Here is a 25,554-nt window from a genome sequence, read left to right as displayed (position 1 = left end):
CGCACCTCCCCCCGGCCGTCAGGCGCGGATCGTCCGGGCCACGAGGCGCACCGCGATCCCCAGGAGCAGCAGCCCGAGGGCCAGCAGCGGGAGGGCGCCCCCGCCGAACCCGGTCTCCGGCAGCTGGCCGCCCGGGGTCTCCGGCGTCGTCGGACGGGCCGTGTTCGTCAGCGTGACGGCGTTGAGCCGCTCGTCGTTCGCGTGGATCACCACCCAGCCGTCGTCGTCGGCCTCGAGCTCCTGGCCGCCGATCGCCCAGCGCGGCGTCGCCCAGGTGGCGTCGTCGACGGCGGGCGGGTCGGCCTCGCGGATCTCGACCGTGGTGCCCAGCGGGACGTCGTCCGCCTCGAACGGGTCACCGAGCACGAGGTCGCCCAGCTGGACCGGGCCGTCGTCCACGCGGTACTCGACCGGGAAGCGGGTGCCGTCGGGCAGGTCCGTGCCCTCGACCAGCTTCTCGATCCGCAGCGTCGTCGTGGGCACGGCCGAGTTCGTCACGGTGAACGACGTCGTGCCGGTGCCCTCGTCGATCGTGAGGCTGCTGCCCGGGGACCAGGTCGGGACGGCCCAGGTCCACCCGTCGGGCAGCACGTCGTCCGACGGCTCCTCCTCCGTGACGCGCACGGTGGTCCCCACGGGGAACGCGCGGTCCGGGCCGACGGCGGTCCCGTCGGTCGGCACGCGCAGCACGCCGTCGTCGGTGCTGCCGTCGGGCAGGGTGGCCGTCCACGGCACGTCGAAGCCGTCCGCGCTCACGTCGCCCGGCTCGGCGCCCTCGAGGGCCTTCGCGACCTCGAACGTGCCGTGCTCCACCGTGGCGGAGTTGGTGACGGAGACCGCCGCCGTCTCGTCGGCGCCGACCGTGATCTCCGCCGGTGAGATCGTCGGGGTGCCCCAGTCCCAGCCGGGCACGTCGGGCAGCACCGGTTCGTCGAACGTGACCGTCGTGCCGGCCGGGAAGTCGACCGGGTCGCCGGTGGCGTCGGTCGGCGCGACGGGCTCGCCGTCGGGCGCGAGCGTGGTGGACCCGCTGGTCGTGGTGCCGTCGACGTAGGTCGCGGTCCAGGCCACCGTGAACTCCAGGCCCTCCGGCACGTCCTCGGCGACCGGCCCGTCGAGGGTCTTGGCCACGGTGAACGACCCTGTGGGGACGCTCCCCACGTTGGTCACCTCGAGGGCGACCGTCGGGCCGCCGGCGAGCTCCAGCGGGTAGAAGCCGTCCTCGTCGGGGTCGGTGAGCGGCTCGCCGTCCACCGAGAGCACCGGGTCCTCCCACACGATGCCGTCGTCGAAGGACGGGTCGTGCTCGCGCACCCACACGGTGGTCCCGGCAGGGATGGGCTCGTCGTCCAGCAGGGTGGTGATCGTCACCGGGTCGCCGACGGCGATCTCGCGGACGCGCCCCTCCCGCGGGCCGCCGGGCGGGTCGAACGTGTACTCGACCGAGAACTGGAGGTTCGGGTCGACCGGGCCGTCGACGTCGAGCACCTTGACCACGCTGAACCGCGCGGTGGCGGGGACGACGGTCTCGTCGACGAGGATGTTGGTGACCATGTCCTCGACCACCTGGTCCTCGCGGTCGATCGTGAACGTCGTGCCGGGGCTCCACGACTCGTCGCCCCAGGTGGCGCCGTCGGGCGGGACGCCGCGGTCGGTCTCCGCCACGGTGACCTCGGTGCCGACCGGGAAGGTGACCTCGTTCCCGGCGTCGTCGACCGGCCCGGTCGGATCGAACGACCCGTCCTCGTTCGCGACGAGCTCGATGGTGCCGCTGCTCTCGTTGGCGTCCGGGTCGACGGCGGTCCACCCCACGGTGACGGTGGTGCCCTCGTCGACCTCGATCGGGTCGTCCAGGGTGGCGACCACGGTCTTGACGACCTCGAACGTGCCGCGGGTGCGTTCCGCCGTGTTGGTCACCGTCGCGTCCACGACGGCGTCGCCCTCGTCGGTGATGGTCAGCGAGGACGGCGACACGGACGCGCCCGTCCAGTCCCAGCCGGGCACGTCGCCCGGGGGCCGTTCCTCGAACGTCACGACCGTGCCGACGGGGAAGGTGCTCAGCGTGCCGTCCACGTCCTGCGGGCGCACCGCGCCGCCGTCCGCGGGCAGGTCGAGCGTGCCGGAGCCGAGCACCTCGCCGTCCGGCGACGTGGCGGTCCAGTCGACCTGGAACGTCGTGCCGTCGGGCAGGTCGTCGGCGCCGATCCCGTCGAGCTCCTTGGACAGCTCGAACGTGCCGTGCGGCTCGCCGCACGGCACCGTGCCCGCGAACATGAAGGAGTGCACCTCGCCGCCCAGCAGGGTGACGTCCTGCCCGACGACCTGGCCGTCCAGGGGCGCCGCGTCCACCGTGACGTTGGCGTTGGGCGCGAAGATCGACCCGTCGATGCGCTCCCCGGTGTGCGCGACGGTCACGTCACCCGTGACGGCCGACAGGTCCCACAGGATGTACGGCGAGTACTGGCCCTGCGGGTCGACCCGCAGCCCCTGCACGTCCGTCGTCCCGGCGGGCACGCGGATGATCAGCGGGTTCTGCTGACCCGGCACCGCGCTGCCCGCCGAGAACTGGAGGAGGTCGGCGCCCGCGACGTCCTCGTACGCCACGACGTTGGGCCGGTCGGAGGCGAGGAGCGAGAGGACCTTCCGTGACCCGTCGTCCTCGGCGACGGTCACGTGGTTCACGTCGTGGCCGCCCGGGTCCGTGATCGTCGCGAGGCACGCGGTGGTGTCGTCGAGGCTGGCGTCCTGCCCGGCCTGCACGTACCCGGCGACGACGTCCTGCGTGTCGCCGGTCTGCTCGGTGAAGATCGAGGTGTTGCTGCCCGTCGGAGGCTCCGCGTCGGCGGGGAACGTCTGCGCGGTCGCGTCGATGAGGGGTGGGTTGGAGCCCTGCTCGGACTCCCGCACCCAGCCCTCGCCCCGGGCCGACGTGGCGTACGGACCGAGGTCACGGTCCACCGTCTTGAGGGTGCCGACGTTCTCCGGGGTGGTCGCACCGCGGCTCGTGATGTTGACCTGGCCGACGTTGCGCGACTCGTCCGGGTCGAACCGGCCGATGAGGAGGCGTGTCGGGTCGCCGTCGACGGTGGGGATCGTGTAGTCCGCGGTGCCCGCGGCCACGTGGATCACCGCCCACTGCGCGGCCGTCGTGTCGGTGAGGTTCCGCCCGGCGGCCAGCGAGCCCTCGAGCTCCTGGTTGCCGACGATCGCGTCGCGCTGCGCGTACACGGTGTACCCGCCGGAGGAGGAGAACGGGTTGACGTCGCCCTCGGCGGCGGCGGCCGCCGGCGGCGCCGTCGCGGTCTGCGCACCGACGCCCACCAGACCGCCCAGCGCGAGCGCGGCGGCCAGCAGGCCGCTCGTCGTCCTGCGACCGGCCGTCGTCCTCGTCCTTCGCATGTGTCGCCCCCCGAGACATCACAGACATCGCGTACCCTCGCGACACTCTAGGGACACGACAACCCGGGCGCTGGGTGGTCGCGCTCCCATCGTGGTCCCGTGGTTGAACGGCCCGCGAACGCTCAGCGAACATCTCCGCGGAGCGCCTCGCACGACGTCCAGGCTGGCCATACTTCCGCTTGTGCACGACGAGATCGCCCGCCTGGCCCGCCACGTCGCTCCTCGCCGGGCGACGCGCGTCGCGTCGGTCGCGGAGCTGGCCCAGCCGGTGCTGGTGGTGGGCTCCACGCTGCCCGTCGGGCAGCTCGAGGTGATCTTCCGGCGTCCGGAGGTGGGCTCGGTCGCCGTGCAGGACGACACGGCGCCCACCCGCACGGGCATCGTCACGCGGTCGGGCCTGACGGCCGCGCTCACGGGACGCCTCGGGTACGGGCGCGCGGTCCTGGAGCGACGGCCCACCGGGGCGGTCGCGGACTGGTCGCCGCTCGTCGTCGAGCCCGGGACGGCGCTCGCGGACGTCGCGTCGCTCGCGATGGCCCGCACCGCGGACCGCCGTTACGACGACGTCCTGGTGAGGGGACCGTCGGCCTGGGGCGCGGCGAGCACGGCCGACGTGATGCGCGCCGTCGTCGCCGAGCTGGCCGAGCGCTCGACCCACGACCCGCTGACGCGGCTGCCGGGGCGGGCCGCCACCTGGTACGCGCTGCGGCGCCGCTGCGCCCTGGTGCGCGGCGGCGCGACCCGCGTGGTGCTGGTGCTGCTCGACGTGCGGGACATGGCAAGGCTCAACGCCGACCACGGGCAGGACGCCGGAGACGTGGTGCTCGCGGAGCTCGCGGCCCGGATCGGGGCGGCGCTGCCCGCCGGGTGCGAGGCGGGTCGCGTGGAGGGCGACGGGTTCGCCGTCCTGGCGACGTTGCCGGCGATGGACGACATCCAGGCGGCGGCGTCCGCGGACGCCCTGCGTCAGCACCTGCTCGCGCACGTCGCCGAGGCCTCGAGCGCGCTCGACGCCCCGGTGTGGCCGGGGCTGCACGCCGCTGCCGCGTGGTCGGTGGCCGGCGCCGCCGACGCGGACGAGCTCGTCGCCCAGGCCGAGCGGCGGCTGCGGCGGGAGCGCCGTGCGGCGGTGCTCGCCTGACGTCGGGGCGTCCGCGGTCCTGGGCAGCCCGGTCCTGGGCAGCCCGGTCCTGGGCAGCAGAAAGCCCGCGGGCTGGAGGTCGAACCTCCTGCCGTGCTGGACGAGGTCACGGCACCCGCGGGCTCCGGTGGTCGCGAGGAACTCGCTACCCGCCCGACGTTCTAGCGCGCGCGACTAGCGCGCGACCACCTCATGGGTCCGAAGAGTCTTCACAGCTCGGATCACCTCCCTTCTCATGTGCCGACGACGCTACGCCCGCCGCCGCGGGGAGGCCAAGGGTTTTCCTCAGGGTGAACGCGAGGCCCGGGGAGGCGGCCTACGCGCGCCGCAGGTGCGCCCACTCGCCGGGGTAGTCGTCCAGCCACTGCGCGAGCGAGCGCGCGGGCCGGCCGACGAGGCGGCCGACGTCGTCGGAGACGTGCGCCAGCTCGCCCGCGGCGATGGCCGTGTACGACGAGACCCACCCGTCGAGCTCGAACGGCTCCGCCCCGTACCCGGCGCGGGAGGCGTACGCCTCCTCCTCCGTCTCGGGGTGGTAGGTGAGGTCGCGGCCGGCGGCGCGGCCGAGCGTGGCCGCGACCTCGTCGAGGGTGAGCGCCTGCGGCCCGGTGACCTCGTAGACGGCGTCGTCGTGCCGGGCGGGCCGCTCGTCGAGGATGACGGCGGTCGCGACGTCCGCGACGTCGTCGTGCGACACGGCCGCGACGCGCCCGTCCGACGCCGGGCCGCGGATCACGCCGTCGTGCCCGACGAACGTGCTCAGCGCGTGGAAGTAGAGGTTGTCGCGCAGCACCGTCCAGCGCAGCCCGGTGCGCGCGGCGACGTCGGCGAGGTGCTGCTCCGTGTGCCAGTGGTCGCGGGCGAACGTGAACACGGCGTCGGGCGCCGCGCCCGCGAACGACGTGTACACCAGCCGCTCGACGCCGGCGGCCGCCGCCGTGTCGATCATCGCGGTGTGCTGCGCGACACGGTCGGGCGCCTCGCGCGCGCTCACCAGGAACACGGTGCGGACGCCGTCGAACGCGGCCCGCATCGCGTCGGCGTCGTGGAAGCCGTCGGCGACGGCGACCTCCGACACCGGCAGCGCCCGCCCGTCGCTGAGCCGGGGCGCGCGCGCCGGGTCCCGCACGACCAGCCGTTGTCGCGCGCCCTCCGCCGCGAGCCGGAACGCCAGTCGTGACCCGAGCCGCCCGCTGGCGCCGGTCACGGCGATCAGCCCGTCCGCCGCCCATCTCGCCATGCCTCACGGTAGGCACGGATCGGGAGCGGGGCTCGGCGAGAGGCGAGAATGGGCCCGTGACCGCCACCCCGTACCGCGTGATGACCGTCTGCACCGGCAACATCTGCCGCTCCCCCATGGCGGAGATCGTGCTGCGCGACCGCCTCGAGGCCGCCGGTCTCGGCGACCGCGTGGTCGTGGACTCGTCGGGCGTGAGCGACGAGGAGCACGGCAACCCGGTGGACGGGCGCGCCCGCCGCACGCTGGCCGCGCACGGCTACCCGACGGGCGACGGCCACCGCGCCCGCCAGGTCACCTCCGCGGACCTCGCCGACCACGACCTGGTCCTGCCCATGACGGCGCAGCACGCCCGACGCCTGCGCCGTCTCGCCGACGGCGCCGCGGGCTCCGCCGGGCTCGCCGAGATCCGCCTGTACCGGTCGTTCGACCCCGACGCCCCCGTCGTCGAGCCGGGTGGCGACGAGCACCTGCTCGACGTCGACGACCCCTGGTATGGCGACGAGTCCGGCTTCGAGACCACCCTGGCGGAGGTCGAGGCCGCCGCCGACGGCGTCGTCGCGCACGTGCGCGCCCGGCTCGGCGAGTCGCCGACGCGACGTGCTCCCTCGGCAGATCGGTGACCACCTCCGCGGAGGGTGGCGGCCGGGCCGGGTCCCGAGGTGACAGGATCGGCGGATGACGACTCCGCCGGCCCCGCTCATCGTCCGCCGCGCCCGGGAGGGCGAGTGGCGCGAGACCCGCGACCTGCGCCTGGCGGCGCTCCAGGACCCGGCGGCGCCCGTGGCGTTCCTCGAGACGCACGACGTGGCGGCCGCCCGCCCGGACGCGTTCTGGCAGGAGCGGGCGCGCGGCAACGCCACGAGCGACGCGGCGGCGGCGTTCGTCGCCGTCGACGCCGACGGTCGCTGGGTCGGCACGACGATCGGCCTGGTCGAGGAGCCGGGGTCGACCGACGTCCTGGGCGGACCGGTCACGCAGCGGCAGGTGCACCTGGTGGGCGTGTTCGTGCGGCCCGAGCACCGTGGCGGCGGCCTGCTGGCGCGGCTGTTCGACGGCGTCCAGGACTGGGCGCGCGGACTCGGCATCGAGCGGGCGCGGCTGTGCGTGCACGTCGACAACCCGCGCGCGCAGGCCGCCTACGCGAAGCTCGGGTTCACGCCGTCGGGCGAGCGCTTCGTCCTCGAGCAGGGCGAGGAGATCGAGCTGGTGCGGGCGCTCTGACCTCGCGCCGCGACGGGCGGCCGTCGCCGAAGGTGCGACGCCACCAGGCGGCCACGCCCCGCGGTTCCGGCGCGGCCGCCGGCGGCGCGGAGGGCACGTAGGCGCGGACCCAGCGGGACATCTCGCGCCAGACGACGTCGCGCACGGCGGGGGCGGAGAGCGTGACGTCGTGCAGGGCGCCGTCGATCCGGGCCAGCGTGACGAGGCTGCCCAGCGCGGGGACGCGGCGGGCGACGCCGCCCACCTCGAGCACGGAGTCGGTGGTCATCATCTCGGGGCTCCACCGCACGGGCGCCGTCGAGCGGGCGGACAGCAGCACCAGCACCGGGATGTCGATGCCGAGCCCGCGGGACACCCGCTCCTGCCCCTGGAAGATCGCCGACAGCCATGCCGGCGTGGCACGCCAGCCCGTGTCGGGGCGCCAGGTCGGGTCGATGTCCCACGCGCCGTCGAACCGCCGCGAGACGCTGCGGGCGTAGAACCCGAGGTCCACGTTCACCAGGTGGCTGCGCGGTGCGAGCGCGGCCTGGGCGCGCAGGCCCGGCTCCAGCACCCACCTCCCCACGCTGCGGGTCTGGAACTCGAGCCACGGGCTGTTGAGCACCAGCGCGTCCGCCCGGCCCGGCCGGTGCGACACCCACAGGCTGAGCACCAGCCCGCCCGTCGAGTGGCCCATGAGCACCAGGCGGCGCCCCGACGACGCCTCCGGGCCGTGGCCGAGGACCGCCAGCGCCGCCTCGACGTCCTCGTCGTACGTCGCCAGCGCGGTGACGAAGCCCGGGGTCTGGTGCTCGCGCAGGCTGCGGCCGTACTTGCGCAGGTCGAGCGCGTAGAACCGGGCGCCCTGCCGCTCCCAGAACGCCGCGAGGTGGGTCTGGAAGAAGTAGTCCACCCAGCCGTGCACGTACAGGACGTCGATGCCCGCGTCCCGCCCGGTGCCGTCGGCGGGCGGGCCGGACGTCGCGACCTCGGGCTCGACGGCCCTCCGCACCAGCGTCGCGACGACGTCGCCCTCGAAGTCCGGCTCCAGCGGCAGGGTCAGGCGCTCGAAGCCGGGCAGCACGTCGGGCTCCCACGTGCTGCTCGTGCCGGACTGCTCCACGACCCGAAGGTAAGGAACCCGGCGAGGACGCGCGACCCGGCCGTGCCGGACGACCGGCTACACGACGAGCCAGAGCAGCCAGGTGAACAGCAGCCCGAGCACGGCGATGATCGTCTCCATCACCGTCCAGGTCTTCAACGTCTGCCCGACGGTCATGCCGAAGTACTCCTTGACCAGCCAGAACCCGGCGTCGTTGACGTGCGACAGGATGAGCGACCCGGCGCCGATGGCGAGCACGAGGAGCGCGAGGTGCGTCGGCGTCAGGCCGGTGGCGAGCGGCGCGACGATGCCCGACGCCGTGACGATGGCGACCGTGGCGGACCCGGTGGCGATGCGCACCAGCACGGCGATGAGCCAGCCGAGCAGCAGGATGGACAGGCTCATCGCGACGGCCGCCTTGCCGATCGCGATGCCCGTGCCGCCCTCGACCAGCACGGCCTTGAAGCCGCCGCCGGCGCCGACGATCATCGTGGCGCTCGCGATGGGCTTGAGGCTCTCCGTCATCTTCGAGCCGAGGGTGCCGAGCGAGAACCCGACGCTGGTGCCGAACGTGATCATCGCGAGCAGGACGGCGATGAGCAGCGCCACCAGCGGCTCGCCGATGAACGACACGAACGGGAAGAACCACGAGTCGGGACTGGCCCACACCTCGACGCCGGCGCGCACCAGCATGAGGATCACCGGGCTGAGGATGGTCACCAGCGTGAGCACGAACGTGGGGTTCCGGGTCTTCACCGTGCCCGGCTCGCCGGAGCCGCCCGAGCCCCCGTCCGTGTCGCCGGCGACGATGCCCCCGCCGCCGCCCTGCGCGCCGATCGGGACCAGCTTCGCGGCGAACCGGCCCCACACCGGGCCGGCGATGATCACGGTGGGCACCGCGATGACCAGGCCGAGCGCCATGGTGATGCCGACGTCCGCGCCCAGGTTGCCGATGGCCGCCAGCGGCCCGGGGTGCGGGGGGACGAAGCCGTGCAGCACCGACAGGCCGGCCAGCGCCGGCATGGCCAGCAGCATCGCGGGCAGGCCGGAGCGGCGCACGGCCAGCATGATCACCGGGATCAGCAGCACCAGCCCGACCTCGAAGAACATCGGGATGCCGATGAGGAACGCGATGAGCGCCATCCGCCAGGGCAGGCTCCCCGTGCTGCCGCGGAAGATCTTGTCGACGATCTCGTCGGCTCCCCCGGAGTCCGCGAGCAGCTTGCCGAGCATGGCGCCCAGCACCACCAGCACGCCGACGGTGCCCAGCACGTCCCCGACGCCGGTCTCGAACACCCCGGCGACGTCGCCGAGCGGGATGCCGGACCCGATCGCCACGAACAACGACCCGATGGTCAGGGCGAGGAAGCCGTGCATCTTGAGCATCGTGATGAGCAGCACCACGACGGCGATGCCGATGGCGGTGACCACCAGCACCTGCGTGTCGTGCTCCGACCACGGCTGGTTGATCAGCTCGAGGGTGTTGTCGTCGTCCCCCGCGGCGTGCAGCAGCATGCGCATCCCGGGTTCCTCCTGTCTCAGCGGGTGCCGCTCCCCGTGCGTCGCAGCGCGTGCCCGGGGAGGGCGTCGGTCCGTGCGCCGTCGTCGATGACGGCGACGCCGTCGACCAGGACCAGGTCGATGCCCGCCGCCTGCTGGCGCGGGTCCTCGAACGTGGCGGTGTCCTGGACGGTGTCGGGGTCGAGCAGCACGAGGTCCGCGGCGTAGCCAGGGCGGACCAGGCCGCGGTCGACGAGCTTCAGGCGTGCGGCGGGCCGCCCGGTGAGGTGGTGCACGCAGTCCTCGAGGGTGAGGACGCCGAGCTCGCGCACGTACCGCGCGAGGTAGCGCGGGAACGTGCCCCAGGCGCGCGGGTGCGGGCGTCCGCCCACGAGGATCGCGTCCGAGCCGCCGCAGTGCGTGCGGTGCTGCATGATCGCGCGCACGTTCTCCTCGTGCCCCACGTGCTGCAGGATCGTCGTGCCGAGCCGGTCGGCCACGAGCTGCTCCACGAACACGTCGCCGGGCGCGCGGCCCTCGTCGCGGGCGATCGCCTCGACCGTGCGGCCCACGCGACCGGCCAGCGCCGGGTTCTGCACGCCGCTGATCTCGATCGTGTCCCACTCGGCGACGCAGCCGTGGCAGCCGTCGGTGCCGACGTGCTCCAGCTCGTCGACGATGCGCTCGCGGTCGGCGGGGTCCGCCAGCCGCGCGAGCAGCGCGTCCGTGCCGCCGGAGAACGACCAGCTCGGCAGGATCGCGCTGAGCGTCGTCGAGCCGGGCAGGTACGGGTACGTGTCGAGCGTGATGTCGACGCCGTCGTCCAGCGCCGCGTCGATCAGGGCGAGCAGCTCGCCCGCGCGGCCCTTGTTGGGCTTGAAGTTCATCGTCGCGTGCGTGAGGTGCAGCGCGCAGCCCGTGGCGCGGGCGAGGTCGATCATCTCGGCGTACGCCTCGAGCGCGCCCTTGCCGTACGACCGGTGGTGCGGGCTGTAGTAGCCGTCGTGGGCCGCGACGACGCGCAGCAGCGCGGCGAGCTCGTCGTCGTCGGCGTACATGCCGGGCGTGTAGGTGAGCCCGCTGCTCATGCCGAGCGCGCCCTCCCGCATCCCCTGGGCGAGCAGCTCGCCCATCCGGGCGACCTCCGCGGGCGTGGCCGGGCGCTCGTCCGGCCCGACGACGAGGTGGCGCAGCGTGCCCTGCGGCACGAGGTAGGCGGCGTGGCACGCGATCCCGCGGTCCAGGCGGTCCAGGTAGCCCGCCACGGACTCCCAGTCCCAGGCGAAGCCGGGCGGGTCGTCGTTCCAACCGGCGATCTGCGCGCGGATCGCCGTGCGGGTGCGCTCGTCGACCGGGGCGAACGACAGGCCGTCCTGGCCCAGCACCTCCAGCGTGACGCCCTGGCTCACCTTCGCCGTGTGGTCCGGGTTCGCGAGGATCTGCACGTCGGAGTGCGCGTGCATGTCGATGAACCCGGGGGTCAGCGCGCGGCCCTCGGCGTCCACGGTCCGCCGGGCGCCGGCGGCGCGCGCGTCGGAGCGGCCCTCGTCGACGGCGGTGATGCGCCCGTCGGTGACGGTGACGTCGGCGACGACGCCCGGCGCGCCGGTCCCGTCGAGCACCAGCGCGTCGCGGACCAGCAGGTCGGCGGTCATGCCCGCCCCCTCAGAACCAGGTCCGCACGAGGTCGACGACGACCGGGTCGGCCGCGTCGGCGTCGTCGACCACCGGCACGAGCGACCACTTGTCCATCGCCGTGCACGGGTGCGACAGGCCCAGCCGCAGCTCGTCGCCGATGCGCAGGTCGACCTGTGCGTCCGCGGCGTCCCAGCGCAGGAATCCGTGCTGGTCGTTGAGGGCGGTGACCTGGACGCCGGGGACGGCGGCGGGCTCCTCGCCCGCCGCGCGCGGGCGCCGGAGCTGCACCTCGGGCAGGCCCTCGTCGAACGGCAGGTCGCGCTTGCCGGCGTCGAACAGCGCGAGCCCCGGCTCGGGCTGCGAGCTCACCCGCACCCATCCGTGCATCGCGCTGCGGAACCCGGGGCCGCCGCTGCGCGGCTCCTCGCCCAGCGGGGAGATGTGCCGGTAGAAGCCGTCGTCGTGCACCACGTACGCGCCGCTGCGGAGCACCACGCGCGTCCCCGTCGCGACCAGCGGCGACATGACCTCGTCGACGACGTCGAAGTAGGCGCTGCCGCCCGCCGTCACGACCGGGACGTCCACCTCGTAGCGCCCGTCGGCCGCGAGGTGCTCGTGCACCTCGACCATGTCGCGCAGGTAGCCGCGCACCACGTCCCGGCTGCGGGCGTCCGAGTCGTGCGCCAGCGCACCCTCGTACCCGCCGACGCCCGCCAGGCGCAGGTGCGGCGACGCGACGACCCGCTCCGCCACCGCCAGCGCCGTGCCCAGGTCGCGGGCACCCGTGCGGCCCCCGGCGCCGCCGCGCTCGACGAGCACGTCGATCGGCGGGCGCGAGCCGGACGCGGCGACGTGCGCGGCCAGGGCGTCGTGCATGAGGTCGACCGTGACCGGCGAGTCCGCCCAGACCAGCACCCGGAGGTCCCGGTCGGCGGCCAGCTCGTCGGCGATCCAGCGCAGCGCGAGCGGCGAGACCACGCTGTTCGCGACCATCACGCGGCTCACGCCGAACTCGAGGGCCACGCCCAGCTGGAACGGGTTCGCGACCGTGATCGCCCACGCCCCGGCGTCGACCTGCTCGGCCCACAGCTGCGGCGCCATCGTCGTCTTGCCGTGCGGGGCGAGGTCGAGGCCGCGCTCGGCGCACCAGTCGGCCATCACGCGCAGGTTGGTGTCGAGCGCCGAGCGGGACAGCGTGAGCAGCGGGGTGGGGAGCTGCGACAGGCGGGGGCGGCGCTCGCGGACCTCCGCGACGGTCAGCCCCCACAGCTCGGGCGGGATCGCCTTGTGCCGCCAGCCGACGCGCTCGCCCTCCCGGGCGGCGACCTTCTCGCGGTCGATCCGACAGGTGTCCTCGGCTCCGGTACCGTCCATCGTCAGGCCCTCCTCGTTCCCCGTCGACGGTGCGACGATGCCGCACCGGCCGCCGAAATGCACGCCGGGTCCAGAGCGGCCGCACCACCCCCCGAAAGGACCAGCACATGGCTGAGCAGACCTCGAAGACCGCGATCTCCACCGACCAGGCCCCCGCCCCGGCGCACACGTTCCACCAGGGCGTACGCGTCGGCAACCTGCTGCAGGTCTCCGGTCAGGGCCCCGTGGACCCGGCGACCAACGAGTACCTCTACCCCGGCGACGTCGCCGCGCAGACCACGCGCACGCTCCAGAACGTCGAGGCGATCGTCCAGGCCGGCGGCGGCACGATGGCGGACGTCGTCATGCTGCGCGTCTACCTCACGACGCGCGACGACTTCGCCGCCATGAACGACGCGTACGGCGCGTTCCTCACGGAGCGGCTCGGCCCGGACGCCGTGCTGCCGTCGCGCACCACCGTCATGGTCGGGCTGCCGCGCGAGGAGATGCTCGTCGAGATCGACGCGCTCGCCTACGTGGAGTGAGTCGTCGCCGGGCGGGCGAGGTCCGGCGTGGGCAGGAAGGTCACCGGCACCTCGGGCACGACGTCGCGCAGCCAGTCGGCGAAGTGCCTCATGCCCGCCTGCTCGGCCGGCACGTGCCCGGCCACGACCAGCCCCTTCGGCGCGCCCCGGCCGGTCGTGCCGAGGTGCGCGGCGTCCAGGGCGTAGGACTGGGTCTCCCACTCGTGCGCCTCCCCCACGACGACGGCGTCCACGTCGGCGCGGCGCAGCAGCGCGCGGTTGCGCGCGAAGCCGCGGAACCCGAGGTCCAGGCCGACGCGGCGCACCGGCTGGGCGGGGTCGCCCACGAAGCGGGCCGTGCGGGACCCGAGCGCCGTCGCGACGTGCGCGGCCAGCGCGCCCAGCGTCGTCGGGCCGACGTCGCACACCGACGCGCCGTCCGCGGCGGGGTCGAGCGTCCAGCCCAGCGCCCGGGCCGTGCCCTCGTCGACGCCGTCCGGGCGCCGGTCGTGCCAGGCGTCGTGCGCGCGCCACACGACGAGGCCGTGGTCGGCCACGAACGTGCGCTTGGCGGCGAGCACGGGGTCGCCCTCCGCCTCCAGGTCGGGCACCGCGGCGCCCGTGTGGTCGTAGTCGGGCGGCTCGTGCGTGACGACGACGTTCGCCCCGGCCGCGACCGCGCGCTCCAGCACCTCGAGCGTGGCCAGCGTGGTCACCGCGACGCCGCGCACCACCGCGCCGGGGTCGCCGGCCACGAGGCCGTCGACCGTCGTGGGCCGCGGCGTCACCGCCAGCGCCGCCGCGGCGCGGGACACCAGGCACGCGGCGGTGAGGGTGGGGTCGTGCGGGCGCGTCGTCACGGCGTCACGGTAACCGCAGTCCCCGACGCCCTCACCCCCGGCGGAGCAGCTCCGGCAGCGCGGTGACGTCGTCCAGCACGTGCTCGGGGCGTGGCAGGGAGTCGTCGGCGGCCTGACGGGCGAACTTGCCCGTGCGCACCAGCACCGTGCGGACGCCGGCGGCCCGGCCCATCGCGACGTCCGACGAGCGGTCGTCGCCCACCACCCACGTGCGGTCGGGCTCCGGCGCCGGGCTGACGGTGCTCAGCGCGAGCCGCAGGAACTCCGTGCTCGGCTTGCCCAGCGTGCGGGCCGTCACCTCGGCGCCGTGCTCGATCGCGGCGACCACGGACCCCGTGTCGAGCGCCGGCCGGCCGTCGCGCAGGAACCAGCGGCCGTGCTGCAGCGCCAGCAGCTCCGCCCCGCCGAGCACGCCGCGGAACGCCGCGTCGAGGGCGGGGTAGTCGAGCACGTCGTGCACGTCGCCCACGAGCACGTGCGTGGGGTCGTCCTCCGGCCCGACGACGTCGAGGCGCGCGGCGAGCTGGTCGCGGACGGCGGCGGTGGCGAGGACGTGCACCCGAGCGCCGGTCCCCTCGAGGTCCGCGACCGCGGCGTCCACCGGGGTGAACAGCTCGTCCGCGTCCAGGCCGAGCCCCATCCCCCGCAGCCGCGCGACGATCGACGCCGAGTCCTGCGAGTCCGTGTTGGTGACGAAGCGGACGGCGTGGCCGGCGTCGCGCAGCGCGGCGACCGCGGCGTCGGCGCCGGGGACCAGGCCGTCGCCCTCGTGGACCGTGCCCTGGAGGTCGAGCAGGACGGCGTGCCGGGTCACGGCCGCGCTCCCCCGGTCGCGACCGGCCCGGGTGCCCGCAGCGCCCCGGCGAGCAGCAGGTCGCGGACCCGCGTCGCGAGGCCGGCCGGCGACGCGGCGTCGTCGCGCAGGACGGCGTGCTCCGCCGCCGGGTCGGCCTCCGCGCCGTCGACCTCCGCCGCGAACGCCGCGTGCATGGCCCGGGTGGCGGCGGGGTCGTCAAAGCCGTGACCCGTGCGCGCGGCCACGCGGGCGAGGCACACGTCGACCGGCGGCAGCAGGACGGCGCGGTGCACGGCGGCGCCCACGTCCGCGGCGCGGACCGCGAGGTCCCGGGCGGCCTCCTGGTGCAGCACGCCGTCGTAGACCACCCAGGCGTCGGAGCGGGCGAACTCCACGGTCGCGGCGAGCGCGGCCCGGCCGGCGGGCGCGGTCTGGGCCGCCGCCTCCGGGAGCCAGGGGTCGACGGCGCCGCGCCGCCACCGGCCGAAGAACCAGTCCGCCTCGACGAGCACGGAGGGGTCGAGCAGGTCGGCCAGGGCCGACCCGACGGCGGACTTCCCCGATCCCGGCGGTCCCGTCACCACGACGACGTCGCCCACGGCGGCCTCAGAAGATCCCGCGGGCGCGACGGCGCTCGCGCCACCGCTGCACCTCGCGCTCGACGTCGCGCGTCGGCGTCACGACCGGCGGGCCGCCGAGCAGCTGCCGGCGGGCGTCGACCACCCGCGCGTTGAAGTCCTCGACGACCTCGCGGACCCGCTTCTCCTCGGGCTCCCGGTCGAGCGTCTCGTCCAGCTCGGCGTCGTCGCGCCGCAGCTGCGCGGCCGGCAGGACGCCGGTGATCTGCTCCCGCTCGACGAGGTTCTTGAGCCACCAGTCGGGGTCGTGGGTGCCGCGCAGCCCGGGGATGGGCTTGCCGGCCAGCGGCAGGTCGTCGAACTCGCCGCGCCGGATCGCCTGGTCGACGACGGTGTCCACCCACAGGGCGCGGTCGTCCATGCGGCGGCGGGGCTGCGCGGCGGCGCGGTCCGTGTCGCCGGCCTCGGCGTCCGGGTCCGCGGCCTCCGCGGCGACCTCCCGGTCCACCTGGTACTGCGCGGCCCGGCGCGCGGGGTCGCCCTGGTCGGCACGGCGGCGTCGGAACATCGGCATCCCTCCGGTTCGTCTGCACCCAGACTAGGTGCGGACCCGGCGGCGGCGGTCGCGGGCGACCCGGCATGATGGCCGTATGAAGGTCTCGCGTCGTAGCCACGTGCCGCCGTTCGCCGTGATGCAGGTGCTGGCCACGGCCAACGAGCGCCGCGCCGCCGGCCACGACGTGCTCAACCTGTGCGCGGGCGAGCCGTCCACGGGCGCGTCGGACGTCGTCCGGGAGAAGGCGGCGGAGCTGCTGCGCACCGCCGACCTGGGCTACACGGAGTCGATGGGCGTGCCCGCGCTGCGGCGCGAGATCGCCGGGCACTACCGCCGCTGGTACGACGTCGACGTCGACCCGGCGCGCATCGCCGTGACGACCGGGTCGAGCGGCGGGTTCCTGCTCGCGTTCCTCGCGGCGTTCGACGTCGGTGACCGGGTCGCGCTGGCCCGCCCGGGCTACCCGGCGTACAAGAACATCCTCGCCGCGCTGGGCTGCGAGGTGGTGGAGCTCGACTGCGGCCCCGACACCCGGTACCAGCCCACGGTGTCCCAGCTCATGGAGGCGTACTACGAGGGCGGCCTGGACGGTCTGGTCGTGGCCTCCCCCGCGAACCCGACCGGCACGATGCTGCCGCCCGCCGAGCTGGCCGCCCTCGCCCGTTGGTGCGACGAGCACGACGTGCGCCTGATCAGCGACGAGATCTACCACGGCATCGCATACTCCAGCGATGTACAGCAGGCCACCGCGGCGATGTACACGGACTCCGGCGCGGTCGTCGTGAACTCGTTCTCCAAGTACTGGGCCATGACCGGATGGCGGCTGGGCTGGCTCGTGCTGCCCGACGAGCTGGTCGGTCCCGTCGACGCGCTCGCGGGCAACGTGGCCCTGTCGCCCCCGGCGCTGGCGCAGCACGCGGGCGTCGCGGCGTTCTCCCCCGCCGGGTACGCCGCCGCGGCCGAGAACGTGGCCCGGTACGCGGCGTCGCGCGAGGCCCTGCTCGACCGCGTGGACGAGCTCGGGTGGCGCCCCGTCGCCCCCGCCGACGGTGCGTTCTACCTGTACGGGAACGTCGCCGGCTTCCGCGACGCCGTCGGCGGCGACTCCGTGACGTACTGCCGCCGGCTGCTCGCCGAGGCCGACGTCGCGATCACCCCGGGCGCGGACTTCGACGTCGTGGGCGGGGGCGACTGGGTACGCCTCTCCTTCGCCGCCGCGCCCGACGTCGTCTCCCGGGCCGTCGACCGCATCGTCGCGTGGCACCGCACCGTCTGATGCCGAGGTAGTTCGACCCTCGCCGAGGTAGTCGGAATCTCCGCGAGGTAGTTCGGACCGGCCGTGGGTGCGAGACGCGGCGTCGTGCGGGAGGCTCTCACTACCTCGCGATGACTCGAACTACCTCGGCGAGCACTGAACTACCTCGGCAGGCCCCGGACTACCTCGGCAGGCCCCGGACTACCTCGCGGACGGAGGGCGGATGATCCGGCTGGTGACGGCGAACGTCCAGCACGCGCTGGTGGACGGACGGCAGGTGGACCTCGACCGGCTCGCCGCGGCGCTGGAGGCGCTGGACGCCGACGTCGTCGCGCTGCAGGAGGTGGACCACGGCCAGGCGCGGTCCGACGGCGAGGCGCAGGCGTACCGCCTCGCCGCGGCGCTCGGGATGCCGGAGCACCGCTTCGTCCCCGCGGTCCGCGGGTCGCTCGACCCGGCGTGGCGCCGACGACGGGCGCCGCGGACGACCGAGGGCGACGACGGCCGCCTGCCCGCCCCGGCCGGCTACGGCATCGCGCTGCTCAGCCGGCACCCGGTGCGTGCCTGGCACGCCATGCGGCTGCCCGGCCTGAACCTGCCGGGGGTGCCGCCGCTCGGCGTGGACGAGCCGCGCGTCGCCGTCGCGGCCGCGGTGGCGACCCCCGACGGCCCGCTGACCGTCGTCGCCACGCACCTGTCGAAGAGCGAGCCGTGGAAGGGCGCGCAGCTGCGGCGGCTGCGGCGCCGGCTGCGGCACGCGCCGCGCCCGCTGGTGCTGCTGGGCGATCTCAACACCCGGGGTGACCTGCCCGCCCGGCGCACGGGCTGGCGCGAGCTCGTGCACGTGCCGACCTATCCGCGCACGAGGCCCTGGCTCAGGATCGACCACGCGCTCGCCGACGGTCCAGTCACCGCGGCCGCCGCCGCGCGGGCCGTGGACCTCGGCGTCAGCGACCACCGCGCCGTCGTGGTCGACGTCGCGCTCGGTGAGGACGCGGGATGACGGACGAGCCCACGGGCGGCGTGCCCGACCGCGCCCACGGCCGCCCGGAGACGCCGGAGCAGCGCTCGGACCGCAACTGGAACGAGCTGCTGCAGGAGCTGCGCGTCATGCAGACGGGCGTGCAGATCCTCACCGGCTTCCTGCTGATCCTGCCGTTCCAGAGCCGCTTCGCGGACCTGGACGACTTCCAGCGCGCGGTGTACCTCACCCTCGTGCTCGTGTGCGTGGCGACGACGGGGCTCCTGGTGGCCCCGGTCGCGCTGCACCGGGCGCTGTTCCGCAAGCACCTCAAGCGCTCGGTGGTGACCGGGGGCGACCTGATGGCGCGCGCCGGGCTCGTGCTCCTCGCCGTCGCGCTGGCGGGCACGGCGGAGCTCGTGTTCGACGTCGTCCTGGGCCGCACGGCGGGGATCGTCGTGGGCGCCGGGTCGGCCGTCGTGCTGCTCGGCCTGTGGGCGGTGGTGCCCGCGTTCGTGCGGCACCGACGGGAGTGACGCGACGGCGTCACCAGCGCCGGACCGTCCCGGTCGTCGCCGTCAGGCGGCGAGGTCGACGCGCTCCTGGCGCGGCAGCTCCGCGACGTCGGACACGGACGCGGCGTCGGCCGAGGTCTCGGCGACGAGGGCGCCGGCGGTCGGGTCGGCGGACCCGTCGACGACGGCGACGGCGTGCGGGTCGCCGGTCGCCTGGACGGCGGCGAGCTGCGCGGCGGCGGCGCGCTCCGCGCGGCGGGCGCGGGCCATCGTGCGCATCGCGGCGGCGCCGATGATGACCGCGGCGACGTTGGACAGGGCGGACGGCCAGATGCCGTTCGTGATCGCGATGACGAGCATCACGGCCGCGCCGGCGAAGTTGGACAGCTGGAACGGGAGCGAGTCGGCGGTCCAGCGGCCCTTGCTCACCATGCCGTAGGCGAGGACGACGGCGACGGCGCCGACCCACCCGAGGGCAGTAATCACGGTCAACAGGGAGATCGTCATGACGGGCACCTCCGGGGGGTCGGCGTGGCACAGGTGTGCCACGGGAAGGAAGATCTGAGGGATGTGGGACGCCGCCCCGAGAACCGGGAACCGGAGTGGTCCGGCTGGCGTCGAAACGATTCTGCAACACGATCTGCGTTCAGCACAATCAAATCCTTCTCCGACCGGCAGTTAGTATCCCTACATGGCCACAGACCCACGGAGACTTGCCTTCCTCCTTGCCGTGCACCGCGCCGGGGGCGTGCTCGCGGCAGCAGATCTTCTGCATGTCACCCCGTCCGCGGTGTCCCAGCAGATCGCCCGTCTCGAGGCCGAGGAGGGCATCGCCGTCCTCGACCGCGGGCCGCGCGGCGTCACCCTCACCCCGGCGGGCCGGGTGCTGGCCGAGGCGGGCGAGCGGATCGAGGCCGAGCTGCTCGAGGCCCGGCAGGCGATCGCCGGGCTCGGCGAGGGGGTGAGCGGCAAGGTCGTGCTGGGCGCCTTCCAGACGGGGATCCGCGCCGTCGTGGCGCCCATGCTGCTCGACCTGGCCGAGCAGTACCCCGCCGTCGAGGTGGACGTGCGCGAGCACGAGCCGGCCGAGGCGATCCGCATGCTGCGCGCCGGCGACCTCGACGTCATCCTGCTCGAGCGCGACGCCGACATGGACTCCCCCGCACCCCGCGGCGTGCACGACGTCCCGCTGCTCGACGAGCCCTGGTGCGTCGTCGTGCCCGCCGGCCTGCCCATGCCCGAGCGCCTCGACGACCTGGCGAACCTGCAGTGGGTCGGCGCGGAGGCGGACACCGCCTCCGACCGCGCCCTGCGCCGCCTGGCCCGCACCCTGGGGACGACGGTCAGCCAGCGGCACGCCTTCTTCGACTTCGACACCGCGCTCTCGCTCGTCGCGGCGAACCAGGGCGTGGCCATGCTGCCGGCGCTCGCGCTCCAGGGCGGGGACGTGCCGGAGGGCGTCGAGGTCGCGCGCCTCGCCGGCCTCGGCACCCGCCGCATCGTGGCGCGGCACCGCGCCACGCGGCACGAGCCCGGCCCCGCCGTGCGCGCCGTCGTCGACGCCATGGTCGAGGTGACGCGCGACCTCGAGCTCGGCTGACGCTCGTCCTGCCCGCGACGTCGCAGGTCCCCGGCGCGCGACCTGGCGGGACCGCTCCTAGCATCACCAGCATGAGCGGAACGACGTCGGGGCCGGCCGGGTCGTCGGACGCGGGGGCCGCTCCCCTGTCCGACCGGACCTTCGGCGTCGCGCGCCGCCTCTGGGGACTGGTCTACCTGCGCGCCCTGCTGTACCTGGCGGCGGGGATCGTCCTGTTCGCGAACCCCGACCGCGGCCTCGTGTGGGTGCGATGGCTCGTCGGGGCGCTGATCGTCGTGCAGGGCGTGCTGCTCACCGTCGAGGGCGCCCCGACCAAGCGGTCGGGCCGCCCGCAGGGCGCCGGCGACGAGATCAGCTGGCGCCTCATCGCGGGCGTGGTCAGCCTCCTCGCGGGGGTCCTCATCATCGTGTGGCCGTCGATGACCGGCCCGGTGATGTACCTGGTCGTGGCGGTGTGGGCGTGCGCGGCCGGCGTGGTCGGCGTCATCGGCGCGCTGCGCGGGCGCGCGCTGCGCACGACGTCGTGGGACTGGCAGCTCGTCAACGCGGTGCTGTGGATCGTGCTCGGCCTCGTCATGCTGCTGCGGCCGGGCGCGGACGTCGCCACGTCGGCGCAGCTCCTGGCGCTCTACCTGGTGCTCGCCGGCGCCGTGCTGGTCGTGGGCGCTTTCGCCACCGGCACCCGGGCCCGCGACGCCCGCAAGGCCCGGGACGGCGCCGCGGCCGGGTAGGATCGGCAGCGTCACACCGCAGCCCCGGCTGCCCCCACAACGCGGCCGTACCTCAGGTGCGGTTGCCACATAGCCGCTCGAACCGCGACGGGAGAGCTCGCGCCGTGCCCCGCAAGGTGGCCGGCCGGCGCCGAAGGAGCAACCCTCCCCGGGAATCTCTCAGGCATCCGTACCGTCACGGCGAGGCAACTCTGGAAAGCGGCCCTGCCCGTCCTCGCGACGGTGCGGGCCCACCGACGGTGCAAGTCGGCGCGCCCCGTCGACGTCGTAGGTCACGTCTGCGACGACGCGATGGCGGACCGGCAAAACTCTCAGGTCGACGCGTGCGCGTCCGATGACAGAGCGGGGAGGACCCGCCAGTCCCCGCCTGCCCGGCCCGACCTACGGAGCTCCGACGTGACCACCATCCCGGACGACGTCCTCACCGGCGCCGACCCCGACGTCTTCGCCGACCGGCACGTGGGCCCCCGCGGCCGCGAGGTCGCCGCGATGCTCGACACCCTCGGCCACGCGAGCCTCGACGCGCTGGTGGACGCCGCCGTCCCCGCGTCGATCCGCACCGACCGCCCGCTGGACCTGCCGGCCGCCCGCTCGGAGGCCGAGGTGCTCGCGCACCTGCGGGACCTCGCGGGGAAGAACCAGGTCAAGCGCCAGATGATCGGGCTGGGCTACTACGGCACCACCACTCCCCCGGTGATCCGCCGCAACGTGCTCGAGTCCCCCGCCTGGTACACGGCGTACACGCCGTACCAGCCGGAGATCTCGCAGGGCCGCCTCGAGGCGCTGCTCAACTTCCAGCAGGCCGTGGAGGACCTCACCGGCCTGGGGATCGCGGGCGCGTCCCTCCTCGACGAGGCCACCGCCGTCGCCGAGGCCGTCGCGCTGATGTGGCGCGCCTCGCGCGCGAAGAGGGGGTACGTCGTCCTCGACGCGGACCTGTTCCCGCAGAGCCTGTCGGTCACGCGCGGTCGTGCGGAGGCCATCGGGCTGCCGGTGGTCGTGGTGGGGCTCGACGGCGGCCTGGCGGCAGGCCTCGACGCGTTCGTCGCGGCGGGCGGCGCGCTGCCCGACGGCGACCTGGTGGGCGTCGTCGTGCAGCAGGCGGGCGCCTCGGGCAGGGTGCTCGACGCGCGCGGCGTCGTCGCGGAGGCCAAGGAGCGCGGCGCGCTGGTGACCGTGGCCGCCGACCTGCTGGCCCTCACGCTGCTGACCTCCCCCGGCGAGCTGGGCGCGGACGTCTCGGTCGGCTCGGCGCAGCGCTTCGGTGTCCCGCTGTTCTACGGCGGCCCGCACGCCGCCTTCATGGCGGTCCGCAAGGGCCTGGAGCGCCAGCTCCCCGGCCGCCTGGTCGGCGTCTCGACCGACGCCGACGGCGCCACGGGCCTGCGCCTGGCCCTCGCCACCCGCGAGCAGCACATCCGCCGCGAGAAGGCGACGAGCAACATCTGCACCGCCCAGGCGCTGCTCGCCATCGTGGCCTCGATGTACGCCGTGTACCACGGCCCCGACGGCCTGCGCGCGATCGCCGAGCGCACCCACGCCCGCGCCGCCGCCGTCGCGGCGGGCCTCCGCGCGGCGGGCGTCACCGTCGAGCACGACGTCTTCTTCGACACCGTCCGCGCCGTCGTCCCCGGCCAGGCCCAGCAGGTCGTGACCGCCGCAGCGGACGCCGGCCACAACCTGTACAAGGCCGACGCCGACCATGTACAGATCGCCTGCGACGAGACCACCACCCCCGACGACGTCGCGGCGGTCGTCGCCGCTTTCGTCGCCGTGCTGGGCGGAGGCGACGCCGACACGGTGCAGGGAGCGGGGAGGTCGGAGGGCCTTCGCGCGGACGTAAGAACTCCCGACGTGGAGGGCGCCCAGGCGCCCGTGAACGCGTCCGCGCGAGGGGTTTCCGACCTCCCCGCGGCCGTGACCCGAACGACCCAGTACCTGCAGCACCCCATCTTCCACGTCCACCGCAGCGAGACGTCGATGCTCCGGTACCTGCGGTCGCTGAGCGACAAGGACCTGGCGCTGGACCGCACGATGATCCCGCTGGGCTCGTGCACGATGAAGCTCAACGCGACGGCGGAGATGGAGGCCATCAGCTGGCCGGGCTTCGCGGATATCCACCCGTACGTGCCGGCTGACCAGGCGCTGGGCTACGCGGAGCTGGTGTCGACGCTGGAGGCGCAGCTCGCGGAGATCACCGGGTACGCGGGCGTGTCGGTGCAGCCGAACGCGGGCTCGCAGGGCGAGTTCGCGGGGCTGCTGGCGATCAAGGGCTACCACCGGTCGCGGGGCGAGGAGCACCGCGACATCGTGCTGATCCCGGCGTCGGCGCACGGCACGAACGCGGCGTCGGCGGCGCTGGCGGGCCTGCGCGTGGTGGTCGTGGCGACGGCGGACGACGGCGAGATCCAGCTCGACGACCTGCGGGCGAAGCTGGAGCAGCACGGTCCGCAGGTGGCCGGGATCATGATCACGTACCCGTCGACGCACGGCGTCTACGAGGAGCACGTCCGCGAGGTCTGCGACCTTGTACATAATGCTGGCGGGCAGGTGTACATCGACGGCGCGAACCTCAACGCGCTGGTCGGGCTGGCCCGGCCGGGGGAGTTCGGCGGCGACGTCTCGCACCTCAACCTGCACAAGACGTTCTGCATCCCGCACGGCGGCGGCGGCCCGGGCGTGGGCCCGGTCGCGGTGGCCGCGCACCTGGTGCCGTTCCTCCCGGCGGACCCGACGCCGGGGATCGACGCGCAGGACGGCATCGCGCCGGTGAGCGCGGCGCCGCACGGGTCGGCGGGCATCCTGCCGATCTCGTACGCATACCTCGCCCTGATGGGCCCGGACGGGCTGACGGAGGCGTCGAAGGCCGCCGTCCTGACCGCCAACTACGTGGCCAAGCGCCTGGACCCGTACTTCCCGGTGCTCTACACGGGCGAGAACGGCCTGGTGGCGCACGAGTGCATCCTCGACCTGCGGCCGATGACCGCCGAGACCGGCGTGACGGCCGAGGACGTGGCGAAGCGCCTCATCGACTACGGCTTCCACGCGCCGACGATGTCGTTCCCGGTGGCAGGCACGCTCATGGTGGAGCCCACCGAGAGCGAGGACCTGGCCGAGCTGGACCGCTTCGTCGACGCGATGATCGCCATCCGCGGCGAGATCGACCGCGTCGGGGCGGGGGAGTGGAGCGCCGAGGACTCGCCGCTGCGGCACGCGCCGCACACGGCGGCGAGCGTCGTCGCCGACGAGTGGACGCACCCGTACTCCCGCGAGCTCGCCGCCTTCCCGCTGGCCAGCCTGCGGGGGGCGAAGTACTGGTCGCCCGTGCGCCGGATCGACGGGGCCAAGGGCGACCGCAACCTCGTCTGCGCCTGCCCGCCGCTCGAGTCCTACGCCGAGCCGACCGCTCACTGAGCCCGAGCGCCCACCACACCGAAGGGAGCCTCGATGGCCGAGGACCAGCAGGACAAGACCACGCCGCTGCACGACGAGCACGTCGCGCTGGGCGCCAGCCTCACCGGCTTCGGCGGCTGGCTGATGCCGCTGCGGTACACCTCCGACCTCGCGGAGCACCGCGCGGTGCGTGAGGCCGCGGGGCTGTTCGACCTGTCGCACATGGGGGAGATCCACCTCGAGGGCGCGCAGTCCGGCGCCGCGCTGGACCAGGCGCTCGTGGGCAACGCGAGCGCGATCGGCGTCGGCCGGGCGCGGTACTCGATGATCTGCGCGGACGACGGCTCGGTGCTGGACGACCTCATCGTCTACCGCCTGGCCGACGAGCACTTCCTCGTCGTCGCGAACGCCGGCAACGCGCCGCGGGTCGCCGCCGAGCTGGTCGCGCGTGCCGCCGCGTTCGACACGGTCGTCACCGACCGGTCGACCGAGACGGCACTGGTCGCGGTGCAGGGCCCGCAGGCGGAGGAGATCGTCGCGTCGCTCACGGCGGACGGCGACGTCGACACGGTCCGTGGCATGAGGTACTACGCGTCGGCCGAGGCCACCGTCGCCGGGATCGGGGTGCTCGTGGCGCGCACCGGGTACACGGGGGAGGACGGCTTCGAGCTGTTCGTGCCCTCGGACCGGGCGGTGGAGATCTGGCGTGCGCTGCTCGCGGCGGGGGAGGGGCGCGGCATCGTCCCGGCCGGGCTGTCGGCCCGCGACTCGCTGCGGCTCGAGGCGGGCATGCCGCTGTACGGGCACGAGCTCGACGAGACGACCACGCCGTACGAGGCGGGCCTCGGCCGGGTCGTGAAGCTCGACAAGACCGGCGCCGACGGTGAGCCGCTGCCGTTCGTGGGCCGCGACGCCCTCGCGGCGCGCGCCGAGAGCGCACCGGCACGCGTCCTCGTCGGGCTGCGGGGCGAGGGGCGCCGTCCCGCCCGTGCGGGGTACGACGTCGTGCAGCGCGGTCTCGACGGCGCCGTGGGCGCCGTCGTCGGTCACGTGACGTCCGGCGCGCCGTCGCCGACGCTCGGCTACCCGGTGGCGATGGCGTACGTGACGCCCGAGGTGTCCGCCGAGGGCACCGCCCTCGCCGTCGACGTGCGTGGCCGCGCCGAGCCGTTCGTCGTCGTCCCGCTGCCCTTCTACCGGCGGGCGTAGGAC

General features: G+C 74.8%; 22 protein-coding genes and 1 riboswitch. Of the genes, 11 read left to right on the top strand and 11 right to left on the bottom strand.

Annotated features, from left to right (window positions below; genetic code table 11):
- Positions 1–18 precede the first annotated feature (18 nt).
- Positions 19–3,399, bottom strand: coding sequence for a DUF5979 domain-containing protein (locus ACFVS0_RS07540; RefSeq protein ID WP_430587595.1), 3,381 nt, complete (start codon positions 3,397–3,399; stop codon positions 19–21).
- Positions 3,400–3,580: 181 nt separating this feature from the next.
- Here ACFVS0_RS07540 and ACFVS0_RS07535 point away from each other — a divergent pair, with 181 nt between their 5' ends.
- A complete protein-coding gene (locus tag ACFVS0_RS07535; protein ID WP_430549453.1) occupies positions 3,581–4,540 on the top strand; it encodes a diguanylate cyclase domain-containing protein in 960 nt (319 codons plus the stop codon).
- 316 nt (positions 4,541–4,856) lie between these two features.
- Here the strand turns inward: ACFVS0_RS07535 and ACFVS0_RS07530 are convergent, their stop codons facing one another.
- Positions 4,857–5,780 carry an SDR family oxidoreductase gene (locus tag ACFVS0_RS07530; protein ID WP_430549454.1) on the bottom strand — a complete coding sequence of 308 codons (924 nt, stop codon included), beginning with the start codon at positions 5,778–5,780 and terminating at the stop codon, positions 4,857–4,859.
- Between the two features lie 80 nt (positions 5,781–5,860).
- Here ACFVS0_RS07530 and ACFVS0_RS07525 point away from each other — a divergent pair, with 80 nt between their 5' ends.
- Both ACFVS0_RS07525 and ACFVS0_RS07520 read left to right on the top strand, forming a co-directional pair.
- Positions 5,861–6,400 carry a low molecular weight protein-tyrosine-phosphatase gene (locus ACFVS0_RS07525; RefSeq protein WP_430587734.1) on the top strand — a complete coding sequence of 180 codons (540 nt, stop codon included), beginning with the start codon at positions 5,861–5,863 and terminating at the stop codon, positions 6,398–6,400.
- Between the two features lie 55 nt (positions 6,401–6,455).
- On the top strand, positions 6,456–7,001 hold the full coding sequence (locus ACFVS0_RS07520; protein WP_430563580.1) for a GNAT family N-acetyltransferase: 546 nt from the start codon (positions 6,456–6,458) through the stop codon (positions 6,999–7,001).
- Here ACFVS0_RS07520 and ACFVS0_RS07515 read toward each other — a convergent pair.
- From ACFVS0_RS07515 to ACFVS0_RS07500, 4 genes are read right to left on the bottom strand one after another with little or no spacing between them, the layout of a single operon-like run.
- On the bottom strand, positions 6,934–8,103 hold the full coding sequence (locus ACFVS0_RS07515; protein WP_430587594.1) for an alpha/beta hydrolase: 1,170 nt from the start codon (positions 8,101–8,103) through the stop codon (positions 6,934–6,936). The genes ACFVS0_RS07520 and ACFVS0_RS07515 overlap by 68 nt on opposite strands.
- Before the next feature lie 57 nt (positions 8,104–8,160).
- Positions 8,161–9,603: a gluconate:H+ symporter gene (locus ACFVS0_RS07510; protein WP_430549457.1), complete on the bottom strand. Its 1,443-nt coding sequence runs from the start codon at positions 9,601–9,603 to the stop codon at positions 8,161–8,163.
- Between the two features lie 17 nt (positions 9,604–9,620).
- Positions 9,621–11,237 (bottom strand): amidohydrolase family protein, encoded by a 1,617-nt coding sequence (locus ACFVS0_RS07505; RefSeq protein ID WP_430587593.1) that lies wholly within the window; start codon positions 11,235–11,237, stop codon positions 9,621–9,623.
- 10 nt (positions 11,238–11,247) lie between these two features.
- Positions 11,248–12,594 carry an amino acid deaminase gene (locus ACFVS0_RS07500; protein WP_430587592.1) on the bottom strand — a complete coding sequence of 449 codons (1,347 nt, stop codon included), beginning with the start codon at positions 12,592–12,594 and terminating at the stop codon, positions 11,248–11,250.
- Positions 12,595–12,701: 107 nt separating this feature from the next.
- Between ACFVS0_RS07500 and ACFVS0_RS07495 the strand changes: the two genes are divergently transcribed.
- Positions 12,702–13,118 (top strand): RidA family protein, encoded by a 417-nt coding sequence (locus tag ACFVS0_RS07495; RefSeq protein WP_430563576.1) that lies wholly within the window; start codon positions 12,702–12,704, stop codon positions 13,116–13,118.
- On the opposite strand, the gene ACFVS0_RS07490 is transcribed toward ACFVS0_RS07495, so the two are convergent.
- From ACFVS0_RS07490 to ACFVS0_RS07475, 4 genes are read right to left on the bottom strand one after another with little or no spacing between them, the layout of a single operon-like run.
- A complete protein-coding gene (locus ACFVS0_RS07490; RefSeq protein ID WP_430587591.1) occupies positions 13,106–13,957 on the bottom strand; it encodes a Nif3-like dinuclear metal center hexameric protein in 852 nt (283 codons plus the stop codon). The genes ACFVS0_RS07495 and ACFVS0_RS07490 overlap by 13 nt on opposite strands.
- A 31-nt stretch (positions 13,958–13,988) precedes the next feature.
- On the bottom strand, positions 13,989–14,771 hold the full coding sequence (locus ACFVS0_RS07485; protein ID WP_430563574.1) for an HAD-IIA family hydrolase: 783 nt from the start codon (positions 14,769–14,771) through the stop codon (positions 13,989–13,991).
- The gene (locus ACFVS0_RS07480) at positions 14,768–15,352 is read right to left on the bottom strand and encodes an AAA family ATPase (RefSeq protein WP_430584499.1); all 585 of its coding nucleotides are present in this window, start codon (positions 15,350–15,352) and stop codon (positions 14,768–14,770) included. The genes ACFVS0_RS07485 and ACFVS0_RS07480 overlap by 4 nt, the downstream gene beginning before the upstream one ends.
- Before the next feature lie 7 nt (positions 15,353–15,359).
- Positions 15,360–15,905 (bottom strand): DUF1992 domain-containing protein, encoded by a 546-nt coding sequence (locus ACFVS0_RS07475; protein WP_430587590.1) that lies wholly within the window; start codon positions 15,903–15,905, stop codon positions 15,360–15,362.
- Between the two features lie 76 nt (positions 15,906–15,981).
- Here ACFVS0_RS07475 and ACFVS0_RS07470 point away from each other — a divergent pair, with 76 nt between their 5' ends.
- The 3 genes from ACFVS0_RS07470 to ACFVS0_RS07460 all read left to right on the top strand — a co-directional run bounded on the left by ACFVS0_RS07470 (position 15,982) and on the right by ACFVS0_RS07460 (position 18,639).
- On the top strand, positions 15,982–17,163 hold the full coding sequence (locus ACFVS0_RS07470) for an aminotransferase class I/II-fold pyridoxal phosphate-dependent enzyme (RefSeq protein WP_430587589.1): 1,182 nt from the start codon (positions 15,982–15,984) through the stop codon (positions 17,161–17,163).
- 202 nt (positions 17,164–17,365) lie between these two features.
- Positions 17,366–18,145 carry an endonuclease/exonuclease/phosphatase family protein gene (locus ACFVS0_RS07465; protein WP_430587588.1) on the top strand — a complete coding sequence of 260 codons (780 nt, stop codon included), beginning with the start codon at positions 17,366–17,368 and terminating at the stop codon, positions 18,143–18,145.
- Positions 18,142–18,639 (top strand): DUF6328 family protein, encoded by a 498-nt coding sequence (locus ACFVS0_RS07460; protein WP_430549467.1) that lies wholly within the window; start codon positions 18,142–18,144, stop codon positions 18,637–18,639. The genes ACFVS0_RS07465 and ACFVS0_RS07460 overlap by 4 nt, the downstream gene beginning before the upstream one ends.
- Positions 18,640–18,681: 42 nt before the next feature.
- Here ACFVS0_RS07460 and ACFVS0_RS07455 read toward each other — a convergent pair whose 3' ends face one another.
- Positions 18,682–19,125: a hypothetical protein gene (locus tag ACFVS0_RS07455; RefSeq protein WP_430584500.1), complete on the bottom strand. Its 444-nt coding sequence runs from the start codon at positions 19,123–19,125 to the stop codon at positions 18,682–18,684.
- A 184-nt stretch (positions 19,126–19,309) separates the two neighbouring features.
- Between ACFVS0_RS07455 and ACFVS0_RS07450 the strand changes: the two genes are divergently transcribed.
- The 4 genes from ACFVS0_RS07450 to gcvT all read left to right on the top strand — a co-directional run bounded on the left by ACFVS0_RS07450 (position 19,310) and on the right by gcvT (position 25,551).
- Positions 19,310–20,218, top strand: a complete 909-nt coding sequence (locus ACFVS0_RS07450) for a LysR family transcriptional regulator (protein ID WP_430549469.1) — start codon at positions 19,310–19,312, stop codon at positions 20,216–20,218.
- A gap of 71 nt (positions 20,219–20,289) precedes the next feature.
- Entirely contained in the window at positions 20,290–20,949 is a 660-nt protein-coding gene (locus ACFVS0_RS07445) for an HdeD family acid-resistance protein (protein WP_430549470.1), read from the top strand.
- 78 nt (positions 20,950–21,027) lie between these two features.
- Positions 21,028–21,134, top strand: a riboswitch (glycine riboswitch).
- Between the two features lie 304 nt (positions 21,135–21,438).
- On the top strand, positions 21,439–24,363 hold the full coding sequence (gene gcvP / locus ACFVS0_RS07440) for an aminomethyl-transferring glycine dehydrogenase (RefSeq protein ID WP_430587733.1): 2,925 nt from the start codon (positions 21,439–21,441) through the stop codon (positions 24,361–24,363).
- Positions 24,364–24,396: 33 nt separating this feature from the next.
- A complete protein-coding gene (gcvT, locus tag ACFVS0_RS07435) occupies positions 24,397–25,551 on the top strand; it encodes a glycine cleavage system aminomethyltransferase GcvT (protein ID WP_430587587.1) in 1,155 nt (384 codons plus the stop codon).
- Positions 25,552–25,554 lie beyond the last annotated feature (3 nt).

It is taken from the genome of Isoptericola sp. NPDC058082 (genome assembly GCF_042885055.1).
GTDB lineage: Bacteria > Actinomycetota > Actinomycetes > Actinomycetales > Cellulomonadaceae > Isoptericola.
Note: the sequence above shows the minus strand (reverse complement) of the source record. Positions and strands in the feature narration are given on the sequence as shown.

Bases quoted from the DNA above. Each gene is read 5' to 3' on its own strand.
- ACFVS0_RS07475 (WP_430587590.1), bottom strand. From the start codon at position 15,905: ATGCCGATGTTCCGACGCCGCCGTGCCGACCAGGGCGACCCCGCGCGC.
- ACFVS0_RS07450 (WP_430549469.1), top strand. From the start codon at position 19,310: ATGGCCACAGACCCACGGAGACTTGCCTTCCTCCTTGCCGTGCACCGC.
- ACFVS0_RS07530 (WP_430549454.1), bottom strand. From the start codon at position 5,780: ATGGCGAGATGGGCGGCGGACGGGCTGATCGCCGTGACCGGCGCCAGC.
- ACFVS0_RS07495 (WP_430563576.1), top strand. From the start codon at position 12,702: ATGGCTGAGCAGACCTCGAAGACCGCGATCTCCACCGACCAGGCCCCC.
- gcvP (WP_430587733.1), top strand. From the start codon at position 21,439: ATGCTCGACACCCTCGGCCACGCGAGCCTCGACGCGCTGGTGGACGCC.
- ACFVS0_RS07505 (WP_430587593.1), bottom strand. From the start codon at position 11,237: ATGACCGCCGACCTGCTGGTCCGCGACGCGCTGGTGCTCGACGGGACC.
- ACFVS0_RS07445 (WP_430549470.1), top strand. From the start codon at position 20,290: ATGAGCGGAACGACGTCGGGGCCGGCCGGGTCGTCGGACGCGGGGGCC.
- ACFVS0_RS07460 (WP_430549467.1), top strand. From the start codon at position 18,142: ATGACGGACGAGCCCACGGGCGGCGTGCCCGACCGCGCCCACGGCCGC.
- ACFVS0_RS07520 (WP_430563580.1), top strand. From the start codon at position 6,456: ATGACGACTCCGCCGGCCCCGCTCATCGTCCGCCGCGCCCGGGAGGGC.
- gcvT (WP_430587587.1), top strand. From the start codon at position 24,397: ATGGCCGAGGACCAGCAGGACAAGACCACGCCGCTGCACGACGAGCAC.
- ACFVS0_RS07540 (WP_430587595.1), bottom strand. From the start codon at position 3,399: ATGCGAAGGACGAGGACGACGGCCGGTCGCAGGACGACGAGCGGCCTG.
- ACFVS0_RS07500 (WP_430587592.1), bottom strand. From the start codon at position 12,594: ATGGACGGTACCGGAGCCGAGGACACCTGTCGGATCGACCGCGAGAAG.
- ACFVS0_RS07455 (WP_430584500.1), bottom strand. From the start codon at position 19,125: ATGACGATCTCCCTGTTGACCGTGATTACTGCCCTCGGGTGGGTCGGC.
- ACFVS0_RS07510 (WP_430549457.1), bottom strand. From the start codon at position 9,603: ATGCGCATGCTGCTGCACGCCGCGGGGGACGACGACAACACCCTCGAG.
- ACFVS0_RS07525 (WP_430587734.1), top strand. From the start codon at position 5,861: ATGACCGTCTGCACCGGCAACATCTGCCGCTCCCCCATGGCGGAGATC.
- ACFVS0_RS07465 (WP_430587588.1), top strand. From the start codon at position 17,366: ATGATCCGGCTGGTGACGGCGAACGTCCAGCACGCGCTGGTGGACGGA.
- ACFVS0_RS07470 (WP_430587589.1), top strand. From the start codon at position 15,982: ATGAAGGTCTCGCGTCGTAGCCACGTGCCGCCGTTCGCCGTGATGCAG.